The organism is Williamsia sp. MIQD14 (genome assembly GCF_051025635.1).
Taxonomy (GTDB): Bacteria; Actinomycetota; Actinomycetes; order Mycobacteriales; family Mycobacteriaceae; genus Williamsia_A.
This window is the reverse complement of record NZ_JBPFDG010000001.1, coordinates 1,281,031-1,305,600: the sequence shown is the minus strand read 5'-3', so window position 1 is coordinate 1,305,600 and position 24,570 is coordinate 1,281,031. Positions and strand designations below refer to the sequence as shown.

Below are 24,570 nucleotides of genomic sequence, written 5' to 3'. Positions count from 1 at the left end.
TCCCTACTGCAGGCGCCTGGCCGCCTGCTTGACGAGTCCGCCGCCGATGATGAGGCGTTGGATCTCGCTGGTGCCCTCGTAGAGGCGCAGCAGCCGGGCGTCGCGGAAGATCCGTTCGACCACGACACCCCGCATGTACCCGGCGCCGCCGTGCACCTGCACGGCGGTGTCGGCCACGGCACCGAGCATCTCGGTGCAGAACAGTTTCGCCATCGACGGCGCGATGCGCCGGTCGGTCTCGGCCACCCACTGTCGCGCGGCCTCCCGCACGATCGTCCGTCCGGCCATCACCTGCGTCGCCATGTCGGCGATCATCGCCTGCACCAACTGGTTGCTGCCGACGGGTTTCCCGCCCTGCGTGCTCAGCGCCGCCGAGGTCACCGACTCGTCGAGCGCGCGCTGGGCCTGGCCCACCGCGACCGCCGCGATGTGGATGCGTCCCCGCGCGAGGATCGTCATCGCCGCCCGGTAGCCGACGTCGGCGTCGCCGCCGACGAGTGCCTCCGCCGACACCCGGACCTCGTCGAGGTGGACCGTCGCGGTGAGTGATCCCTCCTGACCCATCTTCGTGTCGGCGGGCGCGACGCTCACACCCTCGGCGTCGGCGGGCACCAGGAACACCGCGATGCCCGGCCCGTCGTCGTCGGCGTCGCGGTAGCGCGCGAACACGACGAACAGGTCGGCGGTGGGGGCGTTGGTGATGTAGCGCTTCTCCCCGGTGAGCACCCATTCCTCGCCGTCGGCGACGGCCTTGGTGCGCAGGCCGGCCGGATTCGACCCGGCGCCGTCCTCGGTGAGCGCGAACGAGGCGACCACCTCGCCCGAGGCGATCTTCTCGAGCCACCTCTGCTTCTGCTCGTCGGTGCCGAACTGCACCAGGACCTGCCCGGCGATGCCGTTGTTGGTCCCGAACATCGACCGCAACGCGAGGCTGGTGTACCCGAGCACCTCGGCCAGCCGCACCTCCTGCGCGAGGTCGAGACCGAGGCCACCCCACTGCTGGGGGATCGCGAACCCGAACAACCCGAGGTCTCGCGACGCCTGTCGCAGGTCGGCGGGGATCTCGTTGCCGTCGGCGATCTCCTGTTCGCGGGGGATCACCTTCGTGCGGATGAATTCCTCGGTGGTGGCGAGGATCTGCCGGAGTTCGGAGGCATCGACCTCGGCGCCCCCGACGTCCAGATCACCGGCTCCGGGGCCGTCGATGGTGGGACCGACCTGCGTTGTCGTCATCGCTCCAGCGTAGGTCGCCGTCCGATGTGTCACATCGGGATCGGGGCCGTGGCCGAGCGGTCAGCCGATGTGCGCGGCGAGGACCTGGTCGAGCACGTGGGTCACCGCCGGCCGCGCGCGATCGGCGTCGGCGGCGACCAACCCGATGCGAGTGCGGCGATGCAGGATGTCGTCGGCGTCGACCGCCCCCTCGGCGGTGATCGCGAACTCGACCTCCGCGCGCGTCACGTCGATGCCGGGCGCGATGGGTCCGAGGGGAGCGCTCACCGTCGCGCCCTGCACCACCCGATCGGACTCGCCGCCGAAGCGGGCGATGAGCGACGCCGGGAGTCGCCGATTGCGCGGTCCGTGCGCACCGACGAGCGGGATCGACTCGGTGACACAGGGATACGCCTCGAGGCGCGCGCGGGAGACGGCGGCATCGACTGCGTCGGCGGCCATCGTGCGGTAGGTGGTGAGTTTGCCGCCGACCACGGTGACCAGCCCGTCGTCGGCGACGGTGACCGAGTGTTCCCGTGACAGATCGGCGGTCTCCCCGTCGGCCTGCAGCAGCGGTCGCAGACCGGCGAAGGTCCCGATGACGTCGGCCCGCGACACCGGGCGCGCGAGAGCCGTGTTCAGGGTCGCGATGATCGAGTCGATCTCGTCGTCCGAGGCCTGCGGCACGGCGGGCACCGGGCCGGGGGCGTCGACATCGGTGAGGCCGGCGTACACGCGGCCGAGCTGTTCGGGCAGCGCGAACACGAACCGGTTGCGGGCACCGGGGATGGGGACGGTGAGTGCCCCCGTCGGACACCCCAGGGTGGCCGCGTCGAACACGAGATGCGTTCCGCGACTCGGACGCACCGTGATGGAGTCGTCGACCGTACCCGCCCACACGCCGGTCGCGTTGATCACCGAGCGCGCACGGATGTCGAGGTGGTCGCCGGTGATCTCGTCGATCACTGTCGCGCCCTGACCGGTGACCTCGGTGGCGCGCATCCGGGTGCAGATCGCGGCCCCGTGGGCGGCCGCGGTGCGCGCGATTGCGACGACGAGTCGTGCGTCGTCGATGAGCTGACCGTCGTAGGAGCGCCACCCGCCGCGCAGGCCCTCGGTCTCTACGGCGGGGCATGCCGCGGTCACCTGGGCGGCCGAGATCCGCGCGGGGTGCGCCAGGACGTCGGTAGGAGTCCGTGCACCGCGACGCAGGAGGTCACCCACCGCGAACCCGGTTCCCACGAGCGCGCTTCCGACCGCGGCGTCGAAACGTCCGCGCATACCGGGTTCGGCGGTGCCGTGACCGGCGGAGTAGGTGGGGACGACCTGGGCGACGGGGGAGACGAGGTGGGGCGCGATGGTCGTCATGAGGTGGTGGCGCTCGACCGCGCTCTCCCAGGCGATGCGGACGCGGCCCGAGGCGAGGTACCGCAGCCCGCCGTGGACGAGTTTGCTGCTCCACCGGCTGGTGCCGAAGGCGAGATCCTCGGCCTCCACGAGGGCGACGGTCAACCCGCGGGATGCGGCGTCGAGCGCCACACCGACGCCGGTCACGCCGCCGCCGATGACGAGGACGTCCCACGGTTTGCGGCGGGCCTGCAGACTCGCGCGGTCGCGGCGCGCGCGTTCGGGACCGAGATCGGCGCTGAAGGGATGGGGTGGTGTGGTCATCGTGCGGCCCCGTCGTCGTCGGCCGGGGTGCTGTCGGGAGTCGTCGGCACCGACACCGGCTCGACCGGGCTCAGGTAGCCGCACAGTGCACGGGTCAGCTCCTTCGACCAGTCGCCGCCGAGGACCGGGGCCACCACCGATCGCGACTGGATCGCCGACTGCGTGATGAGCAGGACCATCGCGCCGAGGCGCATGGGGTCGCCCGCGCGGACGGCACCCACCTGCTGGGCCCGGGTGATGCGGCTGTCGAGGACGTCGAGGACTCCGCGCTGGCTCGCGCCGAGGCGCTGGAAGACGTACGGCGCCATGAGATCCGGTTGTCGACGCAGCAGGGACGAGAACAGGGTGTCGTCGCTGAGTCCGACGGCCGCGCCGACGATGCCGTCCACGAGGGCGGCGAGCACCTCGGGCGGACTCGATTCCGGTGCGGTGGCGATCGCGGCGTCGACGGCGGCGACGTGCTCGGTCATCAGGCTCGTCATGTCGCGGGTCAGCAGGTCGCGGATGACCGCGCTCACCTCGGGCCACCGTCGGTAGACGGTCGGTCGGCTGACGCCGGCCTCGCGGGCGACCTCGGCGAGGGTCAGCTTGCGTCCGGATCCGCGGACGAGGCAGCGCCGTGCCGCGTCGAGGACGTCGTTCCTGGTTGACATGTTGTGTAAAACTGTAACGCATGATTGCGCCGCCGTCTGCCGCTCTTGCCCCCCGATCGTCCCGGATCGGGCTGCCGCCGATGCAGTGGAACGCCTGGGGAACCGCCGAGGAGGCGACCACTCTCTCGCCGGCGATCCTCGATCTCGTGCGCAGCGCCCTCGGGGTGAGCGGTGAACCGCGACCGGCGCCCTCGATCGACGAGGTCGCCGTCGCGCCGACCCGCATGACCTCCGACGATCGCTCCGCCCTCGTCGAGATCGTCGGGGCCGACTGCGTCTCGGTCGACCCGCAGGACCGGTTGCGGCGCGCCGGCGGCAAGTCCACGCCCGACCTGCTGCGCCGGACAGCGACCGACCAGGACGCACCCGACGCGGTCGTCGCACCGGGGACCGACGACGAGATCGCCGCGATCCTCGCCTGGTGCGAGCGGGCGGGAATCGCGGTGGTCGCCTTCGGCGGCGGCACCGGTGTCGTCGGTGGCCTCGATCCCGATGCCGGCCGCCACCGCGCGGTCATCTCGCTCGATCTCCACCGCTTCGACACACTCGTCGATCTCGACACGACGTCGCAGATCGCGGTGCTCGGTGCGGGGGTCTCCGGACCACGGGCCGAGGAACTGCTCACCGAGCGAGGCTTCTCGCTCGGCCACTTCCCGCAGAGTTTCGAGTTCGCCACCATCGGCGGGTTCGCGGCGACGCGCTCGTCGGGTCAGGACTCGGCCGGATACGGACGCTTCGACGACATGGTCGTCGGGCTGACCGCGGTCACCCCGCGCGGGACACTGCGACTCGGCCCGGTGGCCAAGACCGCGGCCGGACCCGACCTGCGCCAGATGGTGCTCGGCTCGGAGGGCACCCTCGGGATCATCACCGCGGTGGCGCTGCGGGTGCATCCGACGCCGACCCACTCCGTGAACGAGGCGTGGCACTTCGCGGACTTCGCCGAGGGCACCGCCGCGCTGCGCGCAGTCGTGCAGCGCGGCACGGGTCCGACGGTGCTGCGACTGTCCGACGAGACCGAGACCGGGGTCAACCTCGCCAGCCCCGGCGCCATCGGGGTCATCGACGACGCCGTCAGCGGGGGTGTTCTGGCCATCACCCGATTCGAGGGCGACGAGGCGCTGTGCGCGGCGCGGCGCGATCTGACCGCCGAGACGCTGCGGGCCGCGGGGGGCACCTCGATGGGTGCGGGACCCGCCGACGCCTGGGAACACGGCCGCTTCCGCGCTCCGTACCTGCGCGACGCGCTGTTGGCGATCGGCGTGGGGTGCGAGACCCTCGAGACGGCGACCACCTGGTCGGGGGTCCCCGCGCTGCGCGACACCGTGGTCGGGGCGTTGACCGCCGCACTCGCGCGACCTGCCGCGGGGCTGCCGGGTGGGTCGCCCGCCCTGGTGATGTGCCACATCTCGCACACCTATCCGACCGGCGCATCCCTCTACTTCACGGTCGTCTACCGAATGGGCGACGACGCGTTGGCACAGTGGGCGGCGGCGAAGGCCGACGCGTGCGCCGCCATCGTCGACGCGGGCGCCACCATCACCCATCACCACGCCGTCGGTGCCGACCACCGGCCCTATCTCTCCGCCGAGATCGGCGAGGTCGGGGTCGCGATGCTGCGTGCCGTGAAAGACGCACTCGACCCCTCGGGCGTGCTGAACCCCGGAACGCTGATCCCGTGACCACCTCCGATCGCGGACCGGTCGCGTCGGTCGTGGCGCTGGTGAACCCGACGTCGCGCAACGGAGCGGCGATGACGACGGCCCGGGAGGCGATCGCCGCCATGACCACGCGCGGGATGACCGTGGACGCGCGGTCGGGATCCTCGGCCGCCGACGCCGCGATGATCGCCCGTGAGGCGGTGGCCCAGGCGGGTGACGCCACGTCCGGCATCGACGCCGTGGTCGTGATCGGTGGCGACGGCACCATCGGCCCGGTGCTCGACGCCGCGCGCGGCACGCAGGTCCGCGTGGGGCTCGTCCCAGCCGGGACCGGCAACGACCACGCCCGCGCCCTGGCGATACCGACCACCGACATCCACGGTGCGATCGACATCATCGCCGCAGGTCACGCCCGTCGTGTCGACCTTGCCCGGCTCACGCTCGGTGCGAGCACCACCACCTTCGGCACGGTGGCGGCCATCGGCCTCGACGCCGCCGTCACCGACCGCGCGGTCGGAATGGCGCACCCGCGGGGACAGTCGAGGTATGCGCTCGCCGCCGTCGCCGAGATCGCGGCACTGCGCCCACGCCGGTTCCGTGTGACCGTCGACGGCGTCGTGCACGAGATGGATCTCGTGATGGCGTCGGTGGGCAACACGCCCAGTTACGGCGGCGGGATGCGCATCTGTCCGCAGGCACGCATCGACGACGGTCTGCTCGACGTGACCCTCGTCGAGCACACGTCACGACTGCGTCTGCTGCGACTCTTCCCGACCATCTATCGGGGGACCCACATCACCCGCCGCGGGGTGCACACGCTGCGGGCGACCACGGTGACCGTCGAGGCGGCCGAGCCGACCCCCGTGTCCGCGGACGGAGAGGTCCTAGGGGTGACGCCGGTCACCATCGAGATCGACGCATCCGCAATGGATTTCCTCAGCCCCCGAAGCTGAGTTCTCCACAGGTCCATCCCGGTTTATCCCCACTGTCCACAGGTGTTCTGTGGATAAGTCGTGACTCGTGCTGGCCGCCAACGATTTCGATCCAGATATGACGAAACCCGAACCGTCACAGACGATTCGGGTTCCGTGAACAGCCGGTCTCAGCTGAGCTTGTCCTTGATGTTCTCGCCGACCTTCTTCACGCCGGCCGAACCCTGATCCTTCTTTCCCTCGGCCTCGAGGTCCTTGTTGTCGGTGACGTCACCGACAACCTCTTTCGCCTTGCCGATGGCGTCCTCGGCGGCGTTCTTGGCCTTGTCGACAATCCCCATGAGAATCTCCTGTCGTGTACCCCGACCGATGTCGAGGTGTCTGTGGACCGCGCGCCGACGGCGCGCGGGTGGAGCAGTCAGCGCATGCGTCGTCGCAGGTCAGCGCGCCTGGTCGGCCGCGGCTTTCTCGCTCGTCGCGCCGGCGGTCGCGAGCTCACCGGTGTAGCTCTCCAGGTGGGCGCGGACGAACCAGTGGAACTTCTCGAGCTCGGCGGTCTGGCCGATGAGGATGTCCTCGGTGACCGGGTCGAGCTTGCCGGTGGTCTCGATCGCGTCGCGATGCGAGGTGATGAAACCGACGTAAACCAGGTCGAGCGCGCCGAGGTGGGCCTGGACGGTGTCGCGGCCGAGGCTGTAGTCATCCCAGCTGCGGCTGTCCTCGATGGCCTTGGCGGTGCCCTTCGGCGACTCACCGAGGGTGGCGATCCGCTCGGCCAGGGTGTCTGCGTAGCCGCGCACGAGATCGACCTGCGGGTCGATCATCTCGTGCACGCCGATGAAGTTGGTGCCCACGACGTTCCAGTGGACGTGCTTGAGGGTCAGGTGCAGGTCGTTGAGCGCGCTGAGGCGTTCCTGCAGCGTCGCGACCACTGTCGCAGCGCTGTCTGCGGTCAGTCCGGGTGTGGTGAAAGAAGCCATGTCTCCGACGGTAGGTCGCCACATCGGGCTTGCCCACCGCTGAGCGAGATCGCAACCAGACCGATTCGACGATCACGAAAAGGTAACGAAGCACCGTGACCTGGCCGTGACCACTCAGAGTCCACACCGTGATGTCCTGGGATGCAGCGCCGCTACCTGCACCTGTCAGCGTAGGTGGCATGGACGAGCAGATCACGATGGTCGACGACATCGACAGCCGCGACGCCTCCCGCCGCGAATGGCGGTCGGTCAACGCCGTCGTGATGGTTCTCGCGCTGCTGACCTGCTTGTTCGTGGTCGCGCTGCCGATGCTGGGATCACTCGCACTCGCCGGAGCCGTGCTCGGGTTGTTCGCCGGCGCGGGTCTCGCGACGATCTTCGTCCTCTCCCGCGTGCAGGACTGACTCAGCCGGTCGGCGAGGCACCGGCGCCCGGCGCGAGGCCGTCGCGCACGGCCACCGATTCCGTCCCCAGCGGTTCGAAGACCTCGATGATCACATCTGAGTCGCGGTAGCCACCCGCGGCGGCGCCGAGCACCTCGGTCAGCCGACGGTGGATCTCGTCCCCCGACCACCGGTGCTCGGAGACCGGATGTCGCCAGTCGACCGCCACGACCGTCGCGCCCGCGGCGTGCTGATCCCCGATCCACCCCAGCGCCCGGGTCAGCGGTTCACTGTCCAGGTAGTAGAGGACCTCGCTGGCGACGACGAGGTCGTAGGTCTCGGTCGGCGTCCACGTGATCAGGTCGGCGACCTCGAGTCGCACGCGATGGGAGTCGGCGACGAGGCGCCGGCGGGCGATGTCGACGCCCCTCGGGTGCAGCTCGACGCAGTGGATGCGGTCGACGCGGGGGAGCAGTTGTCCGGTCAGTGCCCCCGTCGACGAGCCGAGTTCCAGCGCGCTGCCGAACCGCGCCCGCGGCAGAGCGGCGACGGTCAGGTCCCGTTTGCGCTGCTCGTAGAAGTGGTCGTCGAACCCCCACGGGTCGTCGGACCGTGCGTACATCCGGTCGAAGTAGGACGGGTCGGTCACGTGAAGAACACCTCGGTGCGCCCGGTGAGGCGGTCGAGGATCGGCGGTGGCAACACCGCGCGATCGGCGGGATCGGGGGACAGGTCGGCGATCTGACTGGCGAAGGCCGCGACCGCCCGCATCTTCGCGGCGTGCGCCTCATCGCTCAGGGCATGTGCGTGGGCGCGTTCCCACGGCACGGCGGGGTCGCCGGGGGCGGCCCAGTGCCACATCCACACCGGGTACTCGGCGAACACCGACCCCGTCCGTACCGCCGCGGTGGCCGCGGCCCATCCGGCGGCCTCGTGATCGGGGTGACGGTCCCCGCGCCAGGGCGCGAGCACCAGATCGTGACCGCCGAACGTCCCGATCGCATCGATCACCGCGTCTTCCAGTTCGGCGGTGCGGTCGGACAGTTCGCCGTCCGGCAGGCCGACGTGCAGGACGTGGTCGACACCGACCTCGGCCATCGACGCCTCCAGTTCGGCGCGACGGATCCGGGCGAGGTCGTCCGGCGACACCGTCGGCGACCCGGGATGCGATGCCGCACCGTCCGACAGGCAGAGCACGGTGACGCCGCCACCGTCGGCGACCCGTGCGGCGATGAGTCCGCCCGCGCCGAGGATCTCGTCGTCGGGGTGGGCCGACACGACGAGCATCCGCGTGGGAGCCGCGAGGTCGAGGGCGGGCAGGTCGCGGGTGACCAGCCAGTCGCGCCACTGTTCGGCGGTCGCGAACCCGTCGGCAGCGAAGCCCGCGGCGTCGGAGCCGCGGTCGTGGGTGGGATCGTCGGCGGTCACAGTGCGTCCCTCGCGTCGATGTCGGCGCACAGTCGTCCGAGTGCGATGAGGTCGCGCTCGGCGTGCGATTGCCGGATGTAGACGGTGAGGTCGGCGACCGCACCCGAGTGGGCGGCGTCGGCGACGAGGGGTCCCGGGCCACGACTGCGTCCCACGCGATCGATGATCTCCGCGGCCACCGACTCGATGTGCGCCCGCACCCGTAGCGCGAGCACCTGGGCGGCCTCGACGTCGTCGGGTGCGGCGTCGATCGCGGCGGCCGCGGCCGCCAGGACGGTCTCCCCGGTGAACAGCGCCACCTCCACGGCACCGCGGTGCATCAGGGCGACGTCGTCGTCGCGACCGTGCGCGAGCACCGCCTGTGCCACCCGCTGCGCGCCGCCGAACCAGCACGCCGCGACACCGATGGCGCCGTGCCAGAAGCCCGCGCGGCCGAAGTAGTCGTCGGCATCGGCCACGTACGACGCCGGCGTCGCATCGAAGTCGACGGCATGGGTCTCGGTGGCGCGCATCCCGGCGGCGTGCCAGTCGTCGTGCCCCACGGTTATGCCCGGGGCGTCGAGGGCGACGGCGAGCAACGCCCGACGGCCGTCGTGCCAGGCCGTCACCAACGCGTGCGTGCATCCGGAGGCTCCCGAACACCACGGCTTCGTGCCGGTGAGGATCCAGGTGTCGGCGGTCGCGGGGTCCGGGTGGGCTGCGAGCGCGGGCGGCGGTCCCTCCGCGGCCCACACTCCCCATCGCTCACCCGGCGCGGGTGCCGTGGCGCCCAGATCGAGAAGGATCGCCTCGGCGTCGACGTGGGCCTCCAGCAGGCGCCCGGTGGAGATGTCGGCGCGCGTCGCGGCGGTCAGCGCTCGCAGCCGGTCGAAGGTGTCGCCGCGGCCGGGGATCGGCAGCGTCGGGCCGACCCCGGTGATCGAGGTCGTCATCCCGCCACCGCGCTCGGTGTGGCGCCGAGGTCCACGGCACCGGAGGTGTCGAGGAGCGCGGGCAACGACGTCGCGAACCCGGCGGGCACCCGGCCCCGCGCCCGGGTGGAGGTGAACACCGGTGCCTGCGCGCTCCACGCGATCGGGCGAGTACTCGCCTCCAGGCGGTGCACCAGGTCGACGTCCTCGTCGTGTGTCAGGGGCGCGAACCCGCCGAGCGTGGCGTAGACCGAGGCGCGGACACCGAGGTTCGCACCGTGGATGTGTCGGTGGCCGTCGCGGTCGGCGTACTGCGCGGCGAACCTCTGCGCGGCGTCGTGCGGCCAGTGATCCCAGTCCATGGGCACGATGGTGCCCACGACGGCGTCGGCTCCGGCGTCGGCCAGACGCAGGTGACTCACGAGCCACTCGTCGGGCACCCGCGAGTCGGCGTCGGTGCTCGCGAACCACACGTCCGACCGGGTGGGGAATCCGAGGAACCCGGCCGCGCGGGCGGCGCCGACGTTGCGTGCGCCGACCGTCCGGACCTGTACGTGCCGAGCCGCGACGGTCTCGGACCCGTCGTCGCAGGCGTCGGCGACGACCACGACCTGCACCGGGACCGACACCCGCGTCGCGGCGCGGTCGATGGCGGCCAGGGCGTCGGGGAGGCCGTCGCGCTCGTTGTGTGCCGGGACCACCACGACACAGCGGGACACCGGCGGCCGAGCCGTCCGACTGTCCTGCGCTGCGCCGGTCATCGCCGGTCCCCGGAGCCCAGGATGCCGCTCGCGATCACCTCGGCGGCGTCGCGGAACACCGCACCGGCACCCGCCTGGAGGAGCTCTCCGCGTCCCACGCCACCGGTGAGGACGCCGACACCGGGGACACCGCGATCGGACGCCGCGACGAAATCCCATGTGGCGTCGCCGATCATCACCGCGTCGGCGGCCTCCACTCCGGCGCGGTCGAGGGCGATGCCCACGATCGTCGAATCCGGTTTGGCGGTCTCCACGTCCGCGCCGGAGGTCACCGCGTCGACGAGATCGTCGACGTCGAGCAGGCGCCGCAGCAGGTCGAGTTCGTGATCGGGCGCCGACGTCGCCAACACGACGACCATGCCCAGACGCTGGGCCTCCCGCACCAGGTCACGGGCACCGGGGAGGACCGTGAGCCCCTCGGAGCGCTCGGAGTAGAAGCGGTCATGTGCGTCGGACAACCGGGACTCGAGATCGTCCGACCCGGTGTCGCCGTCCGCGATCTCGACGAGTTCGGACACCAGGATGCCGCCGTCCTTGCCTATGCGACGGTGAATCTCCCAGTGCGGCAACGTCAGATCGTTGTCGGCGAACGCATCTCGCCACGCGGCCACATGGGTGTACACCGAGTCGACCAGCGTGCCGTCGATGTCGAACAGGGCCGCTCGACGGCCGCTCACGCGTGGTCACGCGCCGCAGCACACACCGATTGCATTGCGAAGACAGGGAATTGCAGATACGTGATGGGCATGAGGGAACTGCCTCTCGAAGGCTCGGGGATGTGCGACAACCACCCGAGGACTTCAGGCTCGTGCAACCGAGTCTAGCCAGCCCGGGGGGCCTGTCAACACCGATGGAGGCCCGAACGTGCCAGAATGGGCTGGTGAGGAGGCATCACCATGGATGAGATGACCGATACGAGCACGCTTCTCGCGCTCGCCAAGCTCGCGCGGACACTGCACGAGCAGGACGACCCAGCCGGCGAGGACGCGCTGCTCCGATCAATCACAGACAGTGCCGTCGAGCTCGTACCCGGCACCGAGTACTGCGGCATCACCCTGGTCGAGAAGGGCGAGCTGACGTCGGTCGCGCCGACCGATGACATCGCCGCCCGTGTCGACGCCATTCAGCACGAGCAGGGAGAGGGCCCCTGCCTCGACGCGGCCTGGGCCAATCAGATCGTCCGGGTCGACGACTACGACACCGAAGGCCGCTGGCCGACGTTCGTCGATGCGGTGCGATCACAGACCCCGGTGCGCTCGACGCTGTCGTTCCAGCTCTACCGCGGCGACGCCACCATGGGGGCGTTGAACCTGTACGCGCACAACGCGAACGCCTTCACCGACGAGTCGGAGGAGGTTGGTCTCGCGGTCGCGACACACGCGTCGCTCGCCCTGTTCGCGGCACGGCGCGACGAACAGTTCGCGAGCGCCCTGGCCAGTCGCGACACCATCGGTCAGGCCAAGGGCATCGTGATGGAGCGCTTCGATGTCGATGCGGTGCAGGCGTGGGAGTTGATGCGCAAACTCTCCCAGGACGCCAACATCAAGGTCGCCGAGCTGGCGCGCAAACTGATCGACGCCGACCATCCCACCAAACGGCGCGACCTTCTCAACTAGGCCCTCGCGGCAGCGGCACGCTCAGCCGGGTCGGGCCTCGTGTCCCGGACGGCCGTGGGTCCGACGCTGTTCCTTCATCTCCGACTCCATGACGTGGCGTCGGCCGTCGAGAAGTTCGTCGCGCGTGCGCTTCTCGAATTCCTTGACCGAGCGGTAGTACCCGTCGTCGAACTCCTCGACGAGCTGGAAGGTCCACCGACCGGGAAAGGTGTTGAGGCCGACGATATCTCGTCTCAGATCGTCGGCGAGGCGATCGTGACCGGCGCCGGCGAGCAGGTCCGCGGCCTCCCCGAACAGCAGGTCGGCGTGTCCGGACATCTGGTGGGCCTCATAGAGATGCCCACGCACCCGTTCGACCCACTCGAGGGCCTCGGTGACCTTGCCCGCCGCCTCGACCGTCGCGTCGGACACCCCGGCGGGCCGGCGATGTTCGTCGTCGGCAGGCAGATCGTCGGTACTCTCCGACGACGACCGATCAGACAACCGTGAACCGGCTGAGGATCGAGTGCACCGCCTGCGTCACGGTCATGCGGTCGTAGGTCTGCACGAAATCGAAGGTGCGCTCGAGATCGGGTCCCTCGTCGTGCAGATCACGCGCGGCGAGCAGCGCGCAGAAGTGCGGTCCGAGCACGGCGACGTTCCACTCGTCGGCCATCGGGTCGTCGGGATCGAGCGGGGCGTGCTGCACGTTCCCGTCGATCATGTTGGCCAGCCCGACGCCGTAGACGCCGGCCAGACCGGTCTTGTCGGCCAGGTCCTTCCAGCGCTTCGCGGTGAGGAGCGTGAAGAACTTCGCGTGCTGGAAGGTGCCCAGCACCACGACCGCCGCTCCGGCCGCGGAGGCCTGGGCCTCCAACGACTTGCTCATCTCGATGAGCAGGTGCTTGGTGCCACGGCGAGGACGGTGCACCGCGGAACCGATCGCATAGGGCGTCGTCGGTCCGGCATCGGGGGTCGACCAGACGGGCGCCTCGGGGAGGGGCACAACAGCCTCGTCGCCGAACTCCGCGGGGTCGTCGACCGGGGGATACAGATCACCCAGGCCGTAGGTGGCACCTACGGTCAGCGCCGCCATCTTGAGCGCGATCGAATCGACACCTTCGGCGATGACCACGGCGTGACTGCGCTCCACGTGGGCGGCCAGCGCATGGGCGAGACGCGCCATGTCGGGCTCGGTGGTGCGGGTCAGCAGCTCGGGCCCGGTGATGATGACATCGGGCTCGATGAGCGCGAGCATCGTGATGGCGTATTCGCTCACCCCGAGACCGTCGACGCAGATCACGCGGCCGGCGCGACGGGCCGCCGCGACCTTGGCCATGGTGCGCTGCGGACTGTGCAGCATCTCGTCGGGCTGGACCGAGACCGCCAGCCGCTCCAGGGAGGGCTCGAGGTCGTCGTCGTCGAGCGAGTCGAGGTCGACCGTGACCAGCAGCGGGAGGATGTCGGCGATCGTCTGCGCCTGCTCGGTGGCGGCGAAGGCGAACTTGTGGTTGTCGAGGATGTGCTCCTGCTGCATGAGGCGCGCAGCGTGGCGCAGGGATTCCGCGGTGCTGAGAGCCGAGCCGGCCGGGCCTCGTACCTGGAGCTCAGCCGCGGCGAGCGCACCGTCGGTGAGTCGTCGTACGGGCGCGAACTGCACAGAGACCTCCAACGCCCCGACGAAGGAATCCTCGTCGTGTCTCGAGCGTACCGGTCGTGAGTCGGTGGAAATACGCCTCACCGACCCGTGGTCGAGTGTGCGCAGGTGGAGACCGTGAGAGCGGTCCCGGACGTGGTGACCATAGGTTCATGTCCCGTCTTGCCCTCGCCGTTTCGCAGCCACACGGCAGCGGATCGGTTCACGCTGCTTGGAGATCGCATCCGGGGTGTCCGGAGGGTAGATCGTGCGGGTCACGGAGGAGGAGGGGATGTAGTCGTTCGCGAGGCCAGTGTCTCGACCTGACTCCACAGTAGCGGGATCCGGGCCATACGTCACGGCCCGGTAACCGGCCCGACCCTGAGATAACGGAACGATAACGACTCCGATCGGTGTCGTCGCGCCGTCGGTCGTACCCCCGTCGGTCAGGCGCCCGGACGATCGGGCTGCTCGGACCACCACGCCAACAGGGCCGCCTCGGCCTCGTCGCGATCGAGCGGACCTCGATCGAGCCGCAGCTCCTTGAGGTGCCGCCACGCGCGGCCCACGACCGGACCCGCGGGCACCCGCAGCAGTTCCATGATCGCGTTGCCGTCGAGATCGGGCCGGACCCGCTGCAGGTCCTCCTGCTCGGCCAGCACGGCGATGCGCCGCTCGAGGTCGTCGTAGGTGCGCTGCAACTTCTGTGCTCTGCGCTTGTTGCGTGTGGTGCAGTCCGCCCGGACCAGCTTGTGCAGCCGCGGGAGCAGATCTCCGGCGTCGGTGACGTACCGCCGCACCGCGGAATCGGTCCACTTGCCCTCGTCGTACCCGTGGAACCGCAGGTGGAGGAACACCAGGGTGGCGATCTCCTCGATCACCGCCTTCGGGTACTTCAACGCCTTGAGTCGCTTGCGCACCATCTTCGCGCCGACCACCTCGTGGTGGTGGAAGCTCACGCCACCGTCGGGCTCGTGCCTGCGGGTGGCCGGCTTGCCGATGTCGTGCAGCAGTGCCGCCCACCGCAGCACGAGATCGGGATCGCTCTCCTCCAGGTCGATCGCCTGCTGCAGCACCGTCAGCGAATGCCAGTACACGTCCTTGTGCTGGTGGTGCTCGTCGATGGCCAGCTTCATCCCCGGGATCTCCGGCAGCACCCGGTCGGCGAGGCCGGTGTCGGTCAGCGCCACGACACCCTCGACGGCGTGCTCGCCGAGGATCATCTTGTCGAGCTCGGCGGCGACACGCTCGACGGTGATGCGCCCGATCTGATCGGCCATCTCGGTGATCGCCGTGATCACCCGCGGGGCCGGGGTGAACCCCAGCTGCGAGACGAATCGCACCGCCCGCAGCATCCGCAGCGGATCGTCGGTGAACGACACCTCCGGCGCGGACGGGGTGTCGAGCACCCCGCGCACCAGGTCGGCCATCCCGTCGAGCGGATCGATGAACTCCTGCTCACCGTCGGCGCCCACACGGACCGCCATCGCGTTCACCGTGAAATCACGACGCACCAGGTCGCCCTCGAGGGTGTCGCCGAACTCGACCAGCGGATTGCGCGTCACCTGGTCGTAGGTGTCGGCGCGGAACGTGGTGATCTCGATCTGATGGCCCCCGCGCGACGCGCTGACCGTGCCGAACTCGATCCCGGTGTCCCAGACGGCGTCGGCCCACCCGCGCAGCAACGCCTGGACGTCGGCCGGTCGGGCATCGGTCGTGAAATCCAGATCGGTGCCCAGACGACCCAGGACCGCGTCGCGCACCGAACCGCCCACCAGAAACAAGGAGAAGCCGCGCTCGGCGAAACGGTCACCGAGGGGTGTGAGGACGTCGGAGAACTGCCGCAGCGCGATCGCCGCATTCGTCAGCAGACGGGTGCGGCGTTCGTCGGAGGACCGGCCGGCCGATGCTGTCACGAGGTGACAGCCTACCGACCCCCCGATCGGCCCGATCCGGTGTCGCCGACTCGCCGACCTCGCACGTTCTCCCGACCACGCGCCCTCCGTTCTCCGAACCGCGACACTCTCCGTTCTCCGAACGGGGGGTTACAGGCGGCTAGCATCGTGGGGTGTCAGCCGAACCCACCGAGCCGAATCGCGATGTCGCAGGACATCCGCGTCGTCGGCGCGGCAAGAGGCGAGGCGGCCGCAGGCGGGGTTCGGCGGCCGCGACGGGCATCGTCGCGGTACCCGACGCCCGGCCGACGGACACCGATCCGGGCCCGAGCGGTCGGACCGACACCCCCGACATCGCCGCCGAGGCGCCTTCGCCACCCCGGTCCGACACCCCGACCGGCGGGTCCCGCCGCGGGCGTCGCGGTCGGCGACGCAAACCCAGCCGCCCCACCTCCGACACCCCCGACACCGCCATCGGCGGAACCCGCGAGAGCGACGGCGACGTCACCGTCGCGGTCAAGCCCTCCGACCTGCGCGCCGCCGTCCGCCCCGCGGGCCGGGCACCCCGCTCCACACCGAACGACCCCGACGGCGCCACCGGCCCACGGTTGCGCACCGTCCGCGAGACCTCGGCCGGTGGTCTGGTGGTGTCGAACATCGACGGCCCGGCCGGCGACCGGTGCGCCGCACTCATCGGCCGCGTCGATCGACGGGGTCGCATGATGTGGTCACTTCCCAAGGGACACATCGAGACCGGGGAGACCGTCGAACAGACGGCGATGCGCGAGGTCGCCGAGGAGACCGGCATCGAGGGCACCGTCGTCGCCTCGCTGGGCAAGATCGACTACTGGTTCGTCAGCGAGGGCAAGCGGATCCACAAGACCGTGCACCACTACTTGATGCGATCGATCGGTGGCGAACTGTCCGACGCCGACTACGAGGTCGCCGAGGTGGCCTGGGTCCCGCTGTCAGACCTCCCGAAAAAGCTCACCTACTCCGACGAACGTCGCCTGGCCCGTGCCGCCGCCGACGTCCTGGATTCCCTCACCTCCGACCCCGAACTGCTCGCCCGCTCCGAGGCCGACAACGTCCGTACCGAGCCCAACGAGTACGAGAAGGCCGCCGCCGCACGCAATCAGCGACGTAAGGAACCCGTTCGCGCGACGCGTCCGCGCAGGCGTCGTCGCGGCCCACGGCGTACCGCGACGGCCGACGGCACCGCGGGTCCGGCGTCGGCCCCGGCGCAGCCGGAATCGACACGGACGCAGCCCGAACCCACGCGGGGCGCCCACGAGCCGCGTCACGACGGATGACCCGGCATCGACCGTCGACACGACGCATCCGGCACCCCGGTGCTCGTGTCGTCGCGACGCTGCTCGCCGCGATCGTGTCGGCGATGTGGATCGCCGGGACCGGACCCGTCGGTGCGGCACCGTTCCCCGAGCCCGCCGAATTCGTCAACGTCGCGATCGATTCGGTGTCGCCGTCGACGGTGACGACGTCGAGCCCGTCGACGGTGACGGTCACCGGAACCCTCTCCAACGTCGGGGACCGGCCCGTGCGCGACCTGGTGATGCGACTGCAACGCGGCGACGCCGTGCAGTCGTCGACGGGCCTGCGGTCGTCTCTCACCCGCGACACCGCGCAGTACGAGGTGACGACACCGTTCCGCGACGTCGCATCCCGACTCGACCCGGGACAGCGCAGGAGTTTCTCGCTCACCGTCCCGCTGTCGGCGCCTACCGAGTCCGGGTCATCCGGTGCCACACCGGGACTCGGCATCGACACCCCCGGCGTCTACCCCCTGCTGGTCAATCTCAACGGGACCCCCGACTACGGCGAGGCCGCCCGCCTCGACGACTCCCGCACGCTGCTCTCGGTGCTCGGCCTACCGCCCGACCGGGGTCGCGCGACGACCGCCGCCGGCGCGATGGCCGCCGGATCGACCGGTGCGCCCGGTGTCGGCACCGATGGTTCCGTCGCACCGACGGTCTCGACGCCCACACAGTTCACGCTACTGTGGCCACTCGCCGCGCCGGGACAGCTCGCCCCCGGTGTCCCCGGAGGCGGTGATTCCGACGTCCGCCTCGTCAGTGACGACCTGGCCACCTCGCTGAGGTCGGGGGGACGGCTCGACGGACTGCTCACCACCCTCGACGAGGCGACATCGACCGCGGACGCACCACTGACCCGCAGCACCTGCATCGCCGTCGACCCCGACCTGCTGGTGACGGTGCAGGCGATGACGAACGGCTATGTGGTGTCGCGCGATCCCACCGACCCCCGGTCGGCGACCCGCGAGGGGACCGGTACGGCCGCGGCGCGGGCATGGCTCGAGCGGCTGCGGACGATGGCGTCGCGGCTGTGCGTGGTGGCCCTGCCGTTCGGTCAGGTCGACCTCGACACCCTCGCGGCCGCCGCCGACCCGGCGTTGACCCGCACGGGTCTGACGTCGCCCGCGGAGATCGTCGACACCATCCTCGGCGTCACGAGCCTGCGCAACCTCGTCGTGCCCACCAGCGGTGCCCTCGACGCGACCGCGGCCCGCCTCCTCACCACGAACCGACTCGACCGCGCGCTCGTGGCCTCGTCGTCGATTCAGACCGCGACACCCTCGGGGACCGGGCAGTACCGCGCCTCCGACGTCGGTGTCGCCACCTACGACCCGTCGCTGACCACGGCGCTCGCCGCGATGGGCGCGGCTCCGTCGACGCCGGCGATCACCCCCGACGACCAGCGGTTCGACCTCGACTCCGAGTCGCAGGACAGCCGACGCGTGGCGGCGACCTCGGCGCTGACCTATTCCGCCATCGCCCCGACCACGGGATCGGCGGCGGCGCGTATCGGCGCACCGGTCGACACCCCCGTGGTGGGGCGCAGCGAGGTCGTGGTGCCGCCTGCGGTGTGGTCGGCCTCGGCCGACGACGCGCGCGCCGTGCTCGACACCGCCACCCTCCTGCTCGACGCCGGTCTCGCCGCACCCCGGCCACTCGGGACCGTCGCGGCCGATCTCACCGACACCTCCACCACGGCCGAACTCCAGACGCCACCGTCCACCACCGTCGGTCTGACCACCCTCGACGCCGACACCACCGGGATGATCACCCGGGCGACGTCGATGATCTTCCAGATCGAGGCCTCGATGGTGGCGCGCAACGACGTCGCGATGTCACCGCGCACCTACGTCGCACCCCTGGTCGAGGACCTGATCCGCGCCATGCGCTCGGCCCCCGTCGACGACGCGGCGGATCGACGCGCGATGGTGGCGACCGCGCGAGCCCGGGTCGGTGCGGTCGACCGCGCCGTCGACCGGATGCGCGATTCGGTCGGCATCCTCGACCCCGGCGGGAAATACACGCTCGCCTCCGAACGCAGTCCGTTGCTCCTGGTGGTGCGCAACGACCTGCCGCTGTCGATCCGCGTCCGTCTCGACACGGCGGCACCACCGGATCTCGATGTCGGCGACATCGGCGTCATCGAGATCCCGCCGAAGGGCACCCGTCAGATCCAGCTGCCGACGCAGGCACGCTCGTCGTCGTCGATGACGGTCAACATCGCGTTGGTGACCTCGAGTGGTGTCGCGATGGGCAGTCCGATCGAGTTGTCAGTACATTCCAACGCTTATGGGAAGGCGTTGTTCATCATCACGATCTGTGCCGGTGCCCTGTTGGTCCTGTTGGCGGGCCGACGGCTCTGGCACCGGTTCCGGGGACAGCCCGACCCGGCCGACTTCGATCGTCCCGAACCCGATGAACGCGAGCGTCTGATGGCCGACAGTCGATACCTGCACGGCGGCCACGGAGGCGCCGGGCACACGAGCAGCGGGGCGGACACCATCGAGCACCCGTTCCCCCGGATCCGCGCCGCCGACGACCCCGACCGTGCTCGCGATCGTGAGCACCCCGGTGGCCGTGATGACTGACACCCCCGGCGGTCCGCACGACGAGAGCCCCGACACCGGCTCCCGGGCGGCACCGCGACGGATCCCGGCGACCGGCGACCCCCTGGGCGACCCCGCCTACGGGCGCGCCGCACCGCGCTCCATCCGACCTGCGGGACAACGCTTCTCCGATCCCGGTCCGATCGACGAGCCGGAGTCGACCCGGTCGCGTCGACGCACTCGTACCGAACCGCCGCCCCCGCGCCGGCGGCGCCCGCCCGAGACCACGTCCCCCGGTGTCGCCCCGCCCCAGCCCCCACCGTCGGAGACGACACGGATGCCCGCGGCGCCCGCCGGTGCCCGGCGCCGGCCGCCGCCGTTCGAAGAGGTCGGCCGCCGCACGGGATGGGACGGGACCGAATGGGACGACAGCGTGGACCCACCGACCCGCAGGATGGCCACCGTCGCGCCACCGCACGTCGACCCCGGTGACATCGGCGAGGTCGAGATCAGCGACGACACCATCCGGGCGACCCGGAAGTCGGCCGTCGCCACACGAGCGCGGCCCGATGATTCCGCGCGGGCGCGGCCCGATGATTCCGACGCCAGTGTGCTGCGGACCAGTGGGTCGATCGCGCTCGCGACACTGATCAGTCGGGTCAGCGGATTCGTCCGCACCATCCTGGTGTTGGCCTCGCTCGGAGCGGCGACGGCGTCGTCGTTCCAGGCCGCCTACGTGCTGCCCAGCATCGTCGCCGAGGTGGTCCTCGGTGCGGTGCTCACGGCGATCGTCATCCCGGTCCTGGTGCGCGCCGAGGCCGAGGATCCCGACGGTGGTGAGGATTTCGTCAACCGAATCTTCACCCTCGCGCTCACCACCCTCGGTGTCGCGACGGTCGTGGCGCTCGTCGCCGCCCCCCTGCTGACCTACCTCAACCTCGGCGACGGCGAGGTCAACCGCGATCTCGCGACCGCCCTGGCCTACCTGTTGCTGCCCGAGATCCTGTTCTACGGCATGTCGGCACTGTTCACCGCGATCCTCAACATGAAGGGCGCATTCCGTCCGGGGGCCTGGGCGCCGGTGTGCAACAACATTGTCCAGATCGCCACCCTCGTCGTGTTCTCCCTGGTGCCCGGGGAGATCTCGCTCAACCCGGTCCGCATGGGTGACACGAAACTGCTCGTCCTCGGTATCGGCACCACGCTCGGCGTGGTGTGCCAGGCGGCGATCCTCCTGCCGGCGCTGCGCCGGGCGGGCGTGAAGCTGCGGCTGCGGTGGGGTCTCGACGCCCGGCTGCGCGCCTTCGGACGGATGGCCGCGGCGATCGTCCTGTACGTCGCGGTGCTGCAGGTCGGGTTCTTCATCACCTACCGGATCGCCTCCCACGCCGACGCATCCGGGGTCAGCGTCTACGCCACCCACTGGCAGTTGCTGCAGCTGCCCTACGGCGTTCTGGGCGTGACCATCCTGACCGCGATCATGCCCCGACTCTCGCGCAACGCCGCGGCGAAGGACACCCACTCGGTGGTCGATGACCTGTCGCTGTCGACGCGCCTCACGATGGTGGCGCTGCTGCCGATCATCACGTTCATGACGTTCTTCGGTCCGGCCATCGCCGTCGCGATCTTCAACTTCGGGCGATTCGACCTGTCGGCGGCCGACCAGTTGGGGTCGGTGCTCAGCTGGGGCGCGTTCACGATCATCCCGTACTCGATGACCCTGGTGCAGTTGCGCGTCTTCTATGCCCGCGAGGACGCGTGGACACCCACGGCCATCGCCGTCGGCATCACCGTCGTGAAGTCGGTGTCGTCGTACCTCGGGCCGGTGCTGTTCGACGACGGACAGAACGTGGTCCGCTGGCTCGCCTTCTCCAACGGCCTGGGCTACGTCGTCGGCGCGATCGTCGGACACCTGCTGCTGAGGCGACGGCTCGGGCGGATCCGCATGACGAACGTCTCGCGCACGACCCTGCTCACCCTGGCCGCCTCGGTGGGCGGCTGCGCGCTGGTGTGGGGTGTCTCGCAGGTGTCGGGGCTGCACCGAGTCGCCTCCGACCACGGCAAGATCGGGTCGCTGGCCTACCTCCTCTTCACCGCGGTCGTCGCACTCGGACTCGTCTACACCGCGCTGGTGCTGCTGCGGATCCCCGACGTCATCGCCGTCAGCGTGAGCGTTCGCCGCATGCTCGGCCGATTCGTGCCCGCCGTCGCCCCGCGATCGCAGCCGGCCGACGAATCGATCGCCGAGATGACCGTCGCGTTCCCGCGGATCACCGGTGACGAGAGCCTCCCCTATTCTGGCCAGGTACAGGTGTTGCGGCGATTCGATCGTGGTACAGCCAGCTGGCAGGCATATTCGGACTACACCGGCGGTGCGGCGGGCGGATCATCGTCCGGTGCGCCGCGGGATCTGCGGTATCGACGGAGAGGAGTTGGCCTCGTGGGTGACAACCGCGTCGACCCGGAGAAGGGTGTCGAGCACGATGTCGACCCCGCTGCGGAGCAGTACGTCGACCACGGTGGACTCCACGATCTGCCGGGATCGGTGAACACCGACCCCCGCCTGCGCGCGCTGCGACCCGACGGTCCGCCCTCACCCTCCGAGGGGCCCACGCCCGCCGACGACACCGCCACCCGCGCCCAGCCCGCGGCCGGGGCCCCCGGGGCGTCCGCCCCGACCGGCGCGAATCCCCCTGCCGCCCCGACGGGGCCGAACCCGGCGGCGGTGAATCCTGCTGGATCTCCAGCTCCGACTGCTGCGTCGCGTCGCGGACCGCGCCTGGTGCCGGGCGCCGCGGTCGCCGGTGGACGGTACCGACTCCTGCAGGCGCACGGCGGAACCCGCGGGCTGCAGTTCTGGCGGGCCCGCGACATCAATCTCGACCGCGACGTCGCCCTGACGTTCGTCGACGCCGACCAGCACGCCCCGCCGCCGGAACCCGGTGCGCCCCTGGGTGTCCGGGGTGAAGGCCCGCAGGCCGTGTTGTCGCGCACCCTGCGACTGGGTCGGGTCAACTCGCCCGGCATCGCCCGCGTGCTCGACGTGGTCCGTGGGTCCTCGGGCGGGATCGTCGTCGCCGAGTGGGTGTCGGGTTCGTCGCTGGCCGAGGTCGCCAAGACCCATCCGTCCCCGGTCGGGGCCGCGCGCGCCGTCCGCGCGCTGGCCGCCGCCGCCGAGGCCGCCCATCGGACCGGTAGCTCACTGTCGATCGACCACCCCGACCGGATCCGGATCTCCCGTGAGGGGAACGCGGTGCTGGCGTTCCCCGGCACCATCGCCGGCGACGACAAGACCACCGACGTACGCGGACTCGGTGCGGTGCTCTACGCGCTGCTCCTCGCGCACTGGCCGCTCGATCCCGACGGCGCCGCCGAGGCCATCACCAGCGCCACGACCGGGGAACCGATCGGCGGGCTGCCGGTGGCCGAGCCGTCGGCCGCGGGCATCCCGAAGGAACCTCGCGCCGTGCGTCCCGACGTGCCGTTCGAGATCTCCGCCGTGGCAGCGCGAGCGTTGGAGGGCAACAGCGGAATCCGCACGGCCGCAACGATCCAACACGTCCTCGACCAGGCGACCGTGGTCGATCAGAAGACCGATCTCATGCCCGTCATCGGTGACGACACCGAACGTCCGGCACCCGCCACCAACGTCTCGGCGCAGGCCGCAGGTCGTGGCGGCTCCCGCCTGTCGCTGAAGGACCGATCGCCACGGTCGATGCGGGTGCTCGCGATCTCGGCGGCTGCCGGTCTGGTGATCCTGCTGCTGGTGATCGCCCTGATCGTGTGGCTCACCGACACCGTCGGATCGTCCAACGGGCCGACCGACATCAACTCGATCATCACCTCGTCGGAACAACCGGGTCAGTCCGCCGCCGCCGCAGCACCGGCCGGCGCACTGGGCCTGCGGTCGGTCGCGGTGGTCGACTACTCCAACCAGACCGCCGACTCCAGCACCAACGTCGGCAACATCATCACCGGGCAGGGTCCGGCGTGGAACACCGACACCTACCGGGGCGGTCCGCGCTTCGGCAACCTCAAGAACGGTCTGGGCCTGATGTTCACGCTCGACCGCGCGGCCGCGGTCCGCACGGTCACGGTGCGCACACCCAATCCCGGTATCGCGCTGCAGATCCGGATGTCGCCGTCGGCCTCGGCCGGATTCGACGAGACGACCCAGGTCGCCGCGGCCACCGTCGACCGACCGACGACCACGATCACGATCGCGCAGCCGCGGTCGGCGCCCTTCGTGCTGGTGTGGCTGACCTCCCTGCCACAGGCGTCGCGGGGTGGGTTCCAGGGGACCATCAGCCAGATCAGCATGGGCAGTTGACGGTCGAACCCCTCGGTGTGACCGTCTGCGAGGACGGACTGGCTCGTCCGCCGTGGGCGGTGGCGCCGGGCATGATGCGCGACTACTACGACACCGAGTGGGGCATGCCCGTCGACGGTGAATCGGCCCATCTCGAGCGGCTCTGCCTCGAGGGTTTCCAGTCGGGGCTGTCCTGGGCGACCATCCTGCGCAAGCGTCCCGCGTTCCGAGAGGTGTTCTGCGACTTCGACGTCGACACCGTCGCGGCATTCACCGACACCGACGTCGAACGGCTGCTCACCGACGCGCGGATCATCCGTCACCGCGGCAAGATCGAGGCCGCCATCGGCAATGCGTCCGCGACGATCGCGTTGCGGGACGCCGTCGACGGGGGACTGGTGTCGCTGCTGTGGTCGTTCCAGCCCGAGCGCACACCGATGCCCGAGACCATCGCCGACGTACCGACGTCCTCACCGGAATCGGTCGCGATGTCGAAGGAGCTGCGCCGCAGAGGGTTCCGTTTCGTCGGCCCGACGACGATGTACGCGCTCATGGAGGCGATCGGCATCGTCGACACCCATCTGCTCGGATCGTTCCGACGCGGTTCGTCGGGGGTGTGGGCACCCGACGGCACACCGCGATCGCGGCGGTAGCGTCGCAGGG

Annotated in this window: 21 protein-coding genes; 8 read left to right on the top strand and 13 right to left on the bottom strand. The window is 70.6% G+C overall.

Going from position 1 to position 24,570, the window contains the following annotated elements:
* Positions 1 to 3 precede the first annotated feature (3 nt).
* From ACQ7HM_RS05680 to ACQ7HM_RS05670, 3 genes are read right to left on the bottom strand one after another with little or no spacing between them, the layout of a single operon-like run.
* Positions 4 to 1,233 (bottom strand): acyl-CoA dehydrogenase family protein, encoded by a 1,230-nt coding sequence (locus ACQ7HM_RS05680; protein ID WP_434215236.1) that lies wholly within the window; start codon positions 1,231 to 1,233, stop codon positions 4 to 6.
* A gap of 60 nt (positions 1,234 to 1,293) precedes the next feature.
* Positions 1,294 to 2,883, bottom strand: coding sequence for a glycerol-3-phosphate dehydrogenase/oxidase (locus tag ACQ7HM_RS05675; RefSeq protein WP_434215235.1), 1,590 nt, complete (start codon positions 2,881 to 2,883; stop codon positions 1,294 to 1,296).
* Positions 2,880 to 3,536 carry a TetR/AcrR family transcriptional regulator gene (locus ACQ7HM_RS05670; protein ID WP_434215234.1) on the bottom strand — a complete coding sequence of 219 codons (657 nt, stop codon included), beginning with the start codon at positions 3,534 to 3,536 and terminating at the stop codon, positions 2,880 to 2,882. The genes ACQ7HM_RS05675 and ACQ7HM_RS05670 overlap by 4 nt, the downstream gene beginning before the upstream one ends.
* An 80-nt stretch (positions 3,537 to 3,616) precedes the next feature.
* On the opposite strand from ACQ7HM_RS05670, the gene ACQ7HM_RS05665 reads away from it, so the two are divergent.
* Both ACQ7HM_RS05665 and ACQ7HM_RS05660 read left to right on the top strand, forming a co-directional pair.
* A complete protein-coding gene (locus ACQ7HM_RS05665; RefSeq protein ID WP_434215233.1) occupies positions 3,617 to 5,218 on the top strand; it encodes an FAD-binding oxidoreductase in 1,602 nt (533 codons plus the stop codon).
* Positions 5,215 to 6,150 (top strand): diacylglycerol/lipid kinase family protein, encoded by a 936-nt coding sequence (locus tag ACQ7HM_RS05660; RefSeq protein ID WP_434215232.1) that lies wholly within the window; start codon positions 5,215 to 5,217, stop codon positions 6,148 to 6,150. The genes ACQ7HM_RS05665 and ACQ7HM_RS05660 overlap by 4 nt, the downstream gene beginning before the upstream one ends.
* A 149-nt stretch (positions 6,151 to 6,299) precedes the next feature.
* Here the strand turns inward: ACQ7HM_RS05660 and ACQ7HM_RS05655 are convergent, their stop codons facing one another.
* Both ACQ7HM_RS05655 and ACQ7HM_RS05650 read right to left on the bottom strand, forming a co-directional pair.
* Positions 6,300 to 6,470 carry a CsbD family protein gene (locus ACQ7HM_RS05655; RefSeq protein WP_045821745.1) on the bottom strand — a complete coding sequence of 57 codons (171 nt, stop codon included), beginning with the start codon at positions 6,468 to 6,470 and terminating at the stop codon, positions 6,300 to 6,302.
* Positions 6,471 to 6,569: 99 nt separating this feature from the next.
* Positions 6,570 to 7,109: a Dps family protein gene (locus tag ACQ7HM_RS05650; protein ID WP_434215231.1), complete on the bottom strand. Its 540-nt coding sequence runs from the start codon at positions 7,107 to 7,109 to the stop codon at positions 6,570 to 6,572.
* A 179-nt stretch (positions 7,110 to 7,288) separates the two neighbouring features.
* On the opposite strand from ACQ7HM_RS05650, the gene ACQ7HM_RS05645 reads away from it, so the two are divergent.
* Positions 7,289 to 7,513 carry a hypothetical protein gene (locus ACQ7HM_RS05645; protein WP_434215230.1) on the top strand — a complete coding sequence of 75 codons (225 nt, stop codon included), beginning with the start codon at positions 7,289 to 7,291 and terminating at the stop codon, positions 7,511 to 7,513.
* Position 7,514: 1 nt separating this feature from the next.
* Here ACQ7HM_RS05645 and ACQ7HM_RS05640 read toward each other — a convergent pair whose 3' ends face one another.
* Genes ACQ7HM_RS05640 through ACQ7HM_RS05620 form a run of 5 tightly spaced genes read right to left on the bottom strand, consistent with a single transcriptional unit; the run spans position 7,515 to position 11,269 of the window.
* Complete coding sequence (locus ACQ7HM_RS05640; RefSeq protein ID WP_434215229.1) at positions 7,515 to 8,141, bottom strand: class I SAM-dependent DNA methyltransferase; 627 nt, start codon at positions 8,139 to 8,141, stop codon at positions 7,515 to 7,517.
* Positions 8,138 to 8,920: a PIG-L deacetylase family protein gene (locus ACQ7HM_RS05635; RefSeq protein ID WP_434215228.1), complete on the bottom strand. Its 783-nt coding sequence runs from the start codon at positions 8,918 to 8,920 to the stop codon at positions 8,138 to 8,140. The genes ACQ7HM_RS05640 and ACQ7HM_RS05635 overlap by 4 nt, the downstream gene beginning before the upstream one ends.
* Positions 8,917 to 9,852: an acyl-CoA dehydrogenase family protein gene (locus ACQ7HM_RS05630; protein ID WP_434215227.1), complete on the bottom strand. Its 936-nt coding sequence runs from the start codon at positions 9,850 to 9,852 to the stop codon at positions 8,917 to 8,919. The genes ACQ7HM_RS05635 and ACQ7HM_RS05630 overlap by 4 nt, the downstream gene beginning before the upstream one ends.
* Complete coding sequence (locus ACQ7HM_RS05625) at positions 9,849 to 10,592, bottom strand: glycosyltransferase (protein ID WP_434215226.1); 744 nt, start codon at positions 10,590 to 10,592, stop codon at positions 9,849 to 9,851. The genes ACQ7HM_RS05630 and ACQ7HM_RS05625 overlap by 4 nt, the downstream gene beginning before the upstream one ends.
* Positions 10,589 to 11,269 carry an HAD family hydrolase gene (locus ACQ7HM_RS05620; RefSeq protein ID WP_434215225.1) on the bottom strand — a complete coding sequence of 227 codons (681 nt, stop codon included), beginning with the start codon at positions 11,267 to 11,269 and terminating at the stop codon, positions 10,589 to 10,591. The genes ACQ7HM_RS05625 and ACQ7HM_RS05620 overlap by 4 nt, the downstream gene beginning before the upstream one ends.
* 228 nt (positions 11,270 to 11,497) lie before the next feature.
* Here ACQ7HM_RS05620 and ACQ7HM_RS05615 point away from each other — a divergent pair, with 228 nt between their 5' ends.
* The gene (locus ACQ7HM_RS05615) at positions 11,498 to 12,208 is read left to right on the top strand and encodes a GAF and ANTAR domain-containing protein (protein ID WP_434215224.1); all 711 of its coding nucleotides are present in this window, start codon (positions 11,498 to 11,500) and stop codon (positions 12,206 to 12,208) included.
* 21 nt (positions 12,209 to 12,229) lie between these two features.
* Here ACQ7HM_RS05615 and ACQ7HM_RS05610 read toward each other — a convergent pair whose 3' ends face one another.
* From ACQ7HM_RS05610 to ACQ7HM_RS05600, 3 genes are all read right to left on the bottom strand, one after another.
* The gene (locus ACQ7HM_RS05610; RefSeq protein WP_434215223.1) at positions 12,230 to 12,691 is read right to left on the bottom strand and encodes a hypothetical protein; all 462 of its coding nucleotides are present in this window, start codon (positions 12,689 to 12,691) and stop codon (positions 12,230 to 12,232) included.
* Positions 12,684 to 13,847 (bottom strand): DICT sensory domain-containing protein, encoded by a 1,164-nt coding sequence (locus ACQ7HM_RS05605; protein WP_434215222.1) that lies wholly within the window; start codon positions 13,845 to 13,847, stop codon positions 12,684 to 12,686. The genes ACQ7HM_RS05610 and ACQ7HM_RS05605 overlap by 8 nt, the downstream gene beginning before the upstream one ends.
* A 422-nt stretch (positions 13,848 to 14,269) precedes the next feature.
* Positions 14,270 to 15,739 carry a CCA tRNA nucleotidyltransferase gene (locus ACQ7HM_RS05600; protein ID WP_434215221.1) on the bottom strand — a complete coding sequence of 490 codons (1,470 nt, stop codon included), beginning with the start codon at positions 15,737 to 15,739 and terminating at the stop codon, positions 14,270 to 14,272.
* Positions 15,740 to 15,891: 152 nt separating this feature from the next.
* Here ACQ7HM_RS05600 and ACQ7HM_RS05595 point away from each other — a divergent pair, with 152 nt between their 5' ends.
* From ACQ7HM_RS05595 to ACQ7HM_RS05580, 4 genes are read left to right on the top strand one after another with little or no spacing between them, the layout of a single operon-like run.
* On the top strand, positions 15,892 to 17,031 hold the full coding sequence (locus ACQ7HM_RS05595; RefSeq protein WP_434215220.1) for an NUDIX hydrolase: 1,140 nt from the start codon (positions 15,892 to 15,894) through the stop codon (positions 17,029 to 17,031).
* Complete coding sequence (locus ACQ7HM_RS05590) at positions 17,028 to 19,640, top strand: DUF6049 family protein (protein ID WP_434215219.1); 2,613 nt, start codon at positions 17,028 to 17,030, stop codon at positions 19,638 to 19,640. The genes ACQ7HM_RS05595 and ACQ7HM_RS05590 overlap by 4 nt, the downstream gene beginning before the upstream one ends.
* A complete protein-coding gene (gene murJ / locus ACQ7HM_RS05585) occupies positions 19,633 to 23,928 on the top strand; it encodes a murein biosynthesis integral membrane protein MurJ (RefSeq protein ID WP_434215218.1) in 4,296 nt (1,431 codons plus the stop codon). The genes ACQ7HM_RS05590 and murJ overlap by 8 nt, the downstream gene beginning before the upstream one ends.
* Positions 23,925 to 24,560: a DNA-3-methyladenine glycosylase I gene (locus tag ACQ7HM_RS05580; protein ID WP_434215217.1), complete on the top strand. Its 636-nt coding sequence runs from the start codon at positions 23,925 to 23,927 to the stop codon at positions 24,558 to 24,560. The genes murJ and ACQ7HM_RS05580 overlap by 4 nt, the downstream gene beginning before the upstream one ends.
* The last annotated feature ends 10 nt before the right edge of the window (positions 24,561 to 24,570 follow it).

Coding starts and splice junctions, on each gene's coding strand:
- ACQ7HM_RS05590 (WP_434215219.1), top strand. CDS start 17,028: ATGACCCGGCATCGACCGTCGACACGACGCATCCGGCACCCCGGTGCT.
- ACQ7HM_RS05670 (WP_434215234.1), bottom strand. CDS start 3,536: ATGTCAACCAGGAACGACGTCCTCGACGCGGCACGGCGCTGCCTCGTC.
- ACQ7HM_RS05680 (WP_434215236.1), bottom strand. CDS start 1,233: ATGACGACAACGCAGGTCGGTCCCACCATCGACGGCCCCGGAGCCGGT.
- ACQ7HM_RS05675 (WP_434215235.1), bottom strand. CDS start 2,883: ATGACCACACCACCCCATCCCTTCAGCGCCGATCTCGGTCCCGAACGC.
- ACQ7HM_RS05625 (WP_434215226.1), bottom strand. CDS start 10,592: ATGACCGGCGCAGCGCAGGACAGTCGGACGGCTCGGCCGCCGGTGTCC.
- ACQ7HM_RS05650 (WP_434215231.1), bottom strand. CDS start 7,109: ATGGCTTCTTTCACCACACCCGGACTGACCGCAGACAGCGCTGCGACA.
- ACQ7HM_RS05645 (WP_434215230.1), top strand. CDS start 7,289: ATGGACGAGCAGATCACGATGGTCGACGACATCGACAGCCGCGACGCC.
- ACQ7HM_RS05665 (WP_434215233.1), top strand. CDS start 3,617: ATGCAGTGGAACGCCTGGGGAACCGCCGAGGAGGCGACCACTCTCTCG.
- ACQ7HM_RS05615 (WP_434215224.1), top strand. CDS start 11,498: ATGACCGATACGAGCACGCTTCTCGCGCTCGCCAAGCTCGCGCGGACA.
- murJ (WP_434215218.1), top strand. CDS start 19,633: ATGACTGACACCCCCGGCGGTCCGCACGACGAGAGCCCCGACACCGGC.
- ACQ7HM_RS05655 (WP_045821745.1), bottom strand. CDS start 6,470: ATGGGGATTGTCGACAAGGCCAAGAACGCCGCCGAGGACGCCATCGGC.
- ACQ7HM_RS05630 (WP_434215227.1), bottom strand. CDS start 9,852: ATGACGACCTCGATCACCGGGGTCGGCCCGACGCTGCCGATCCCCGGC.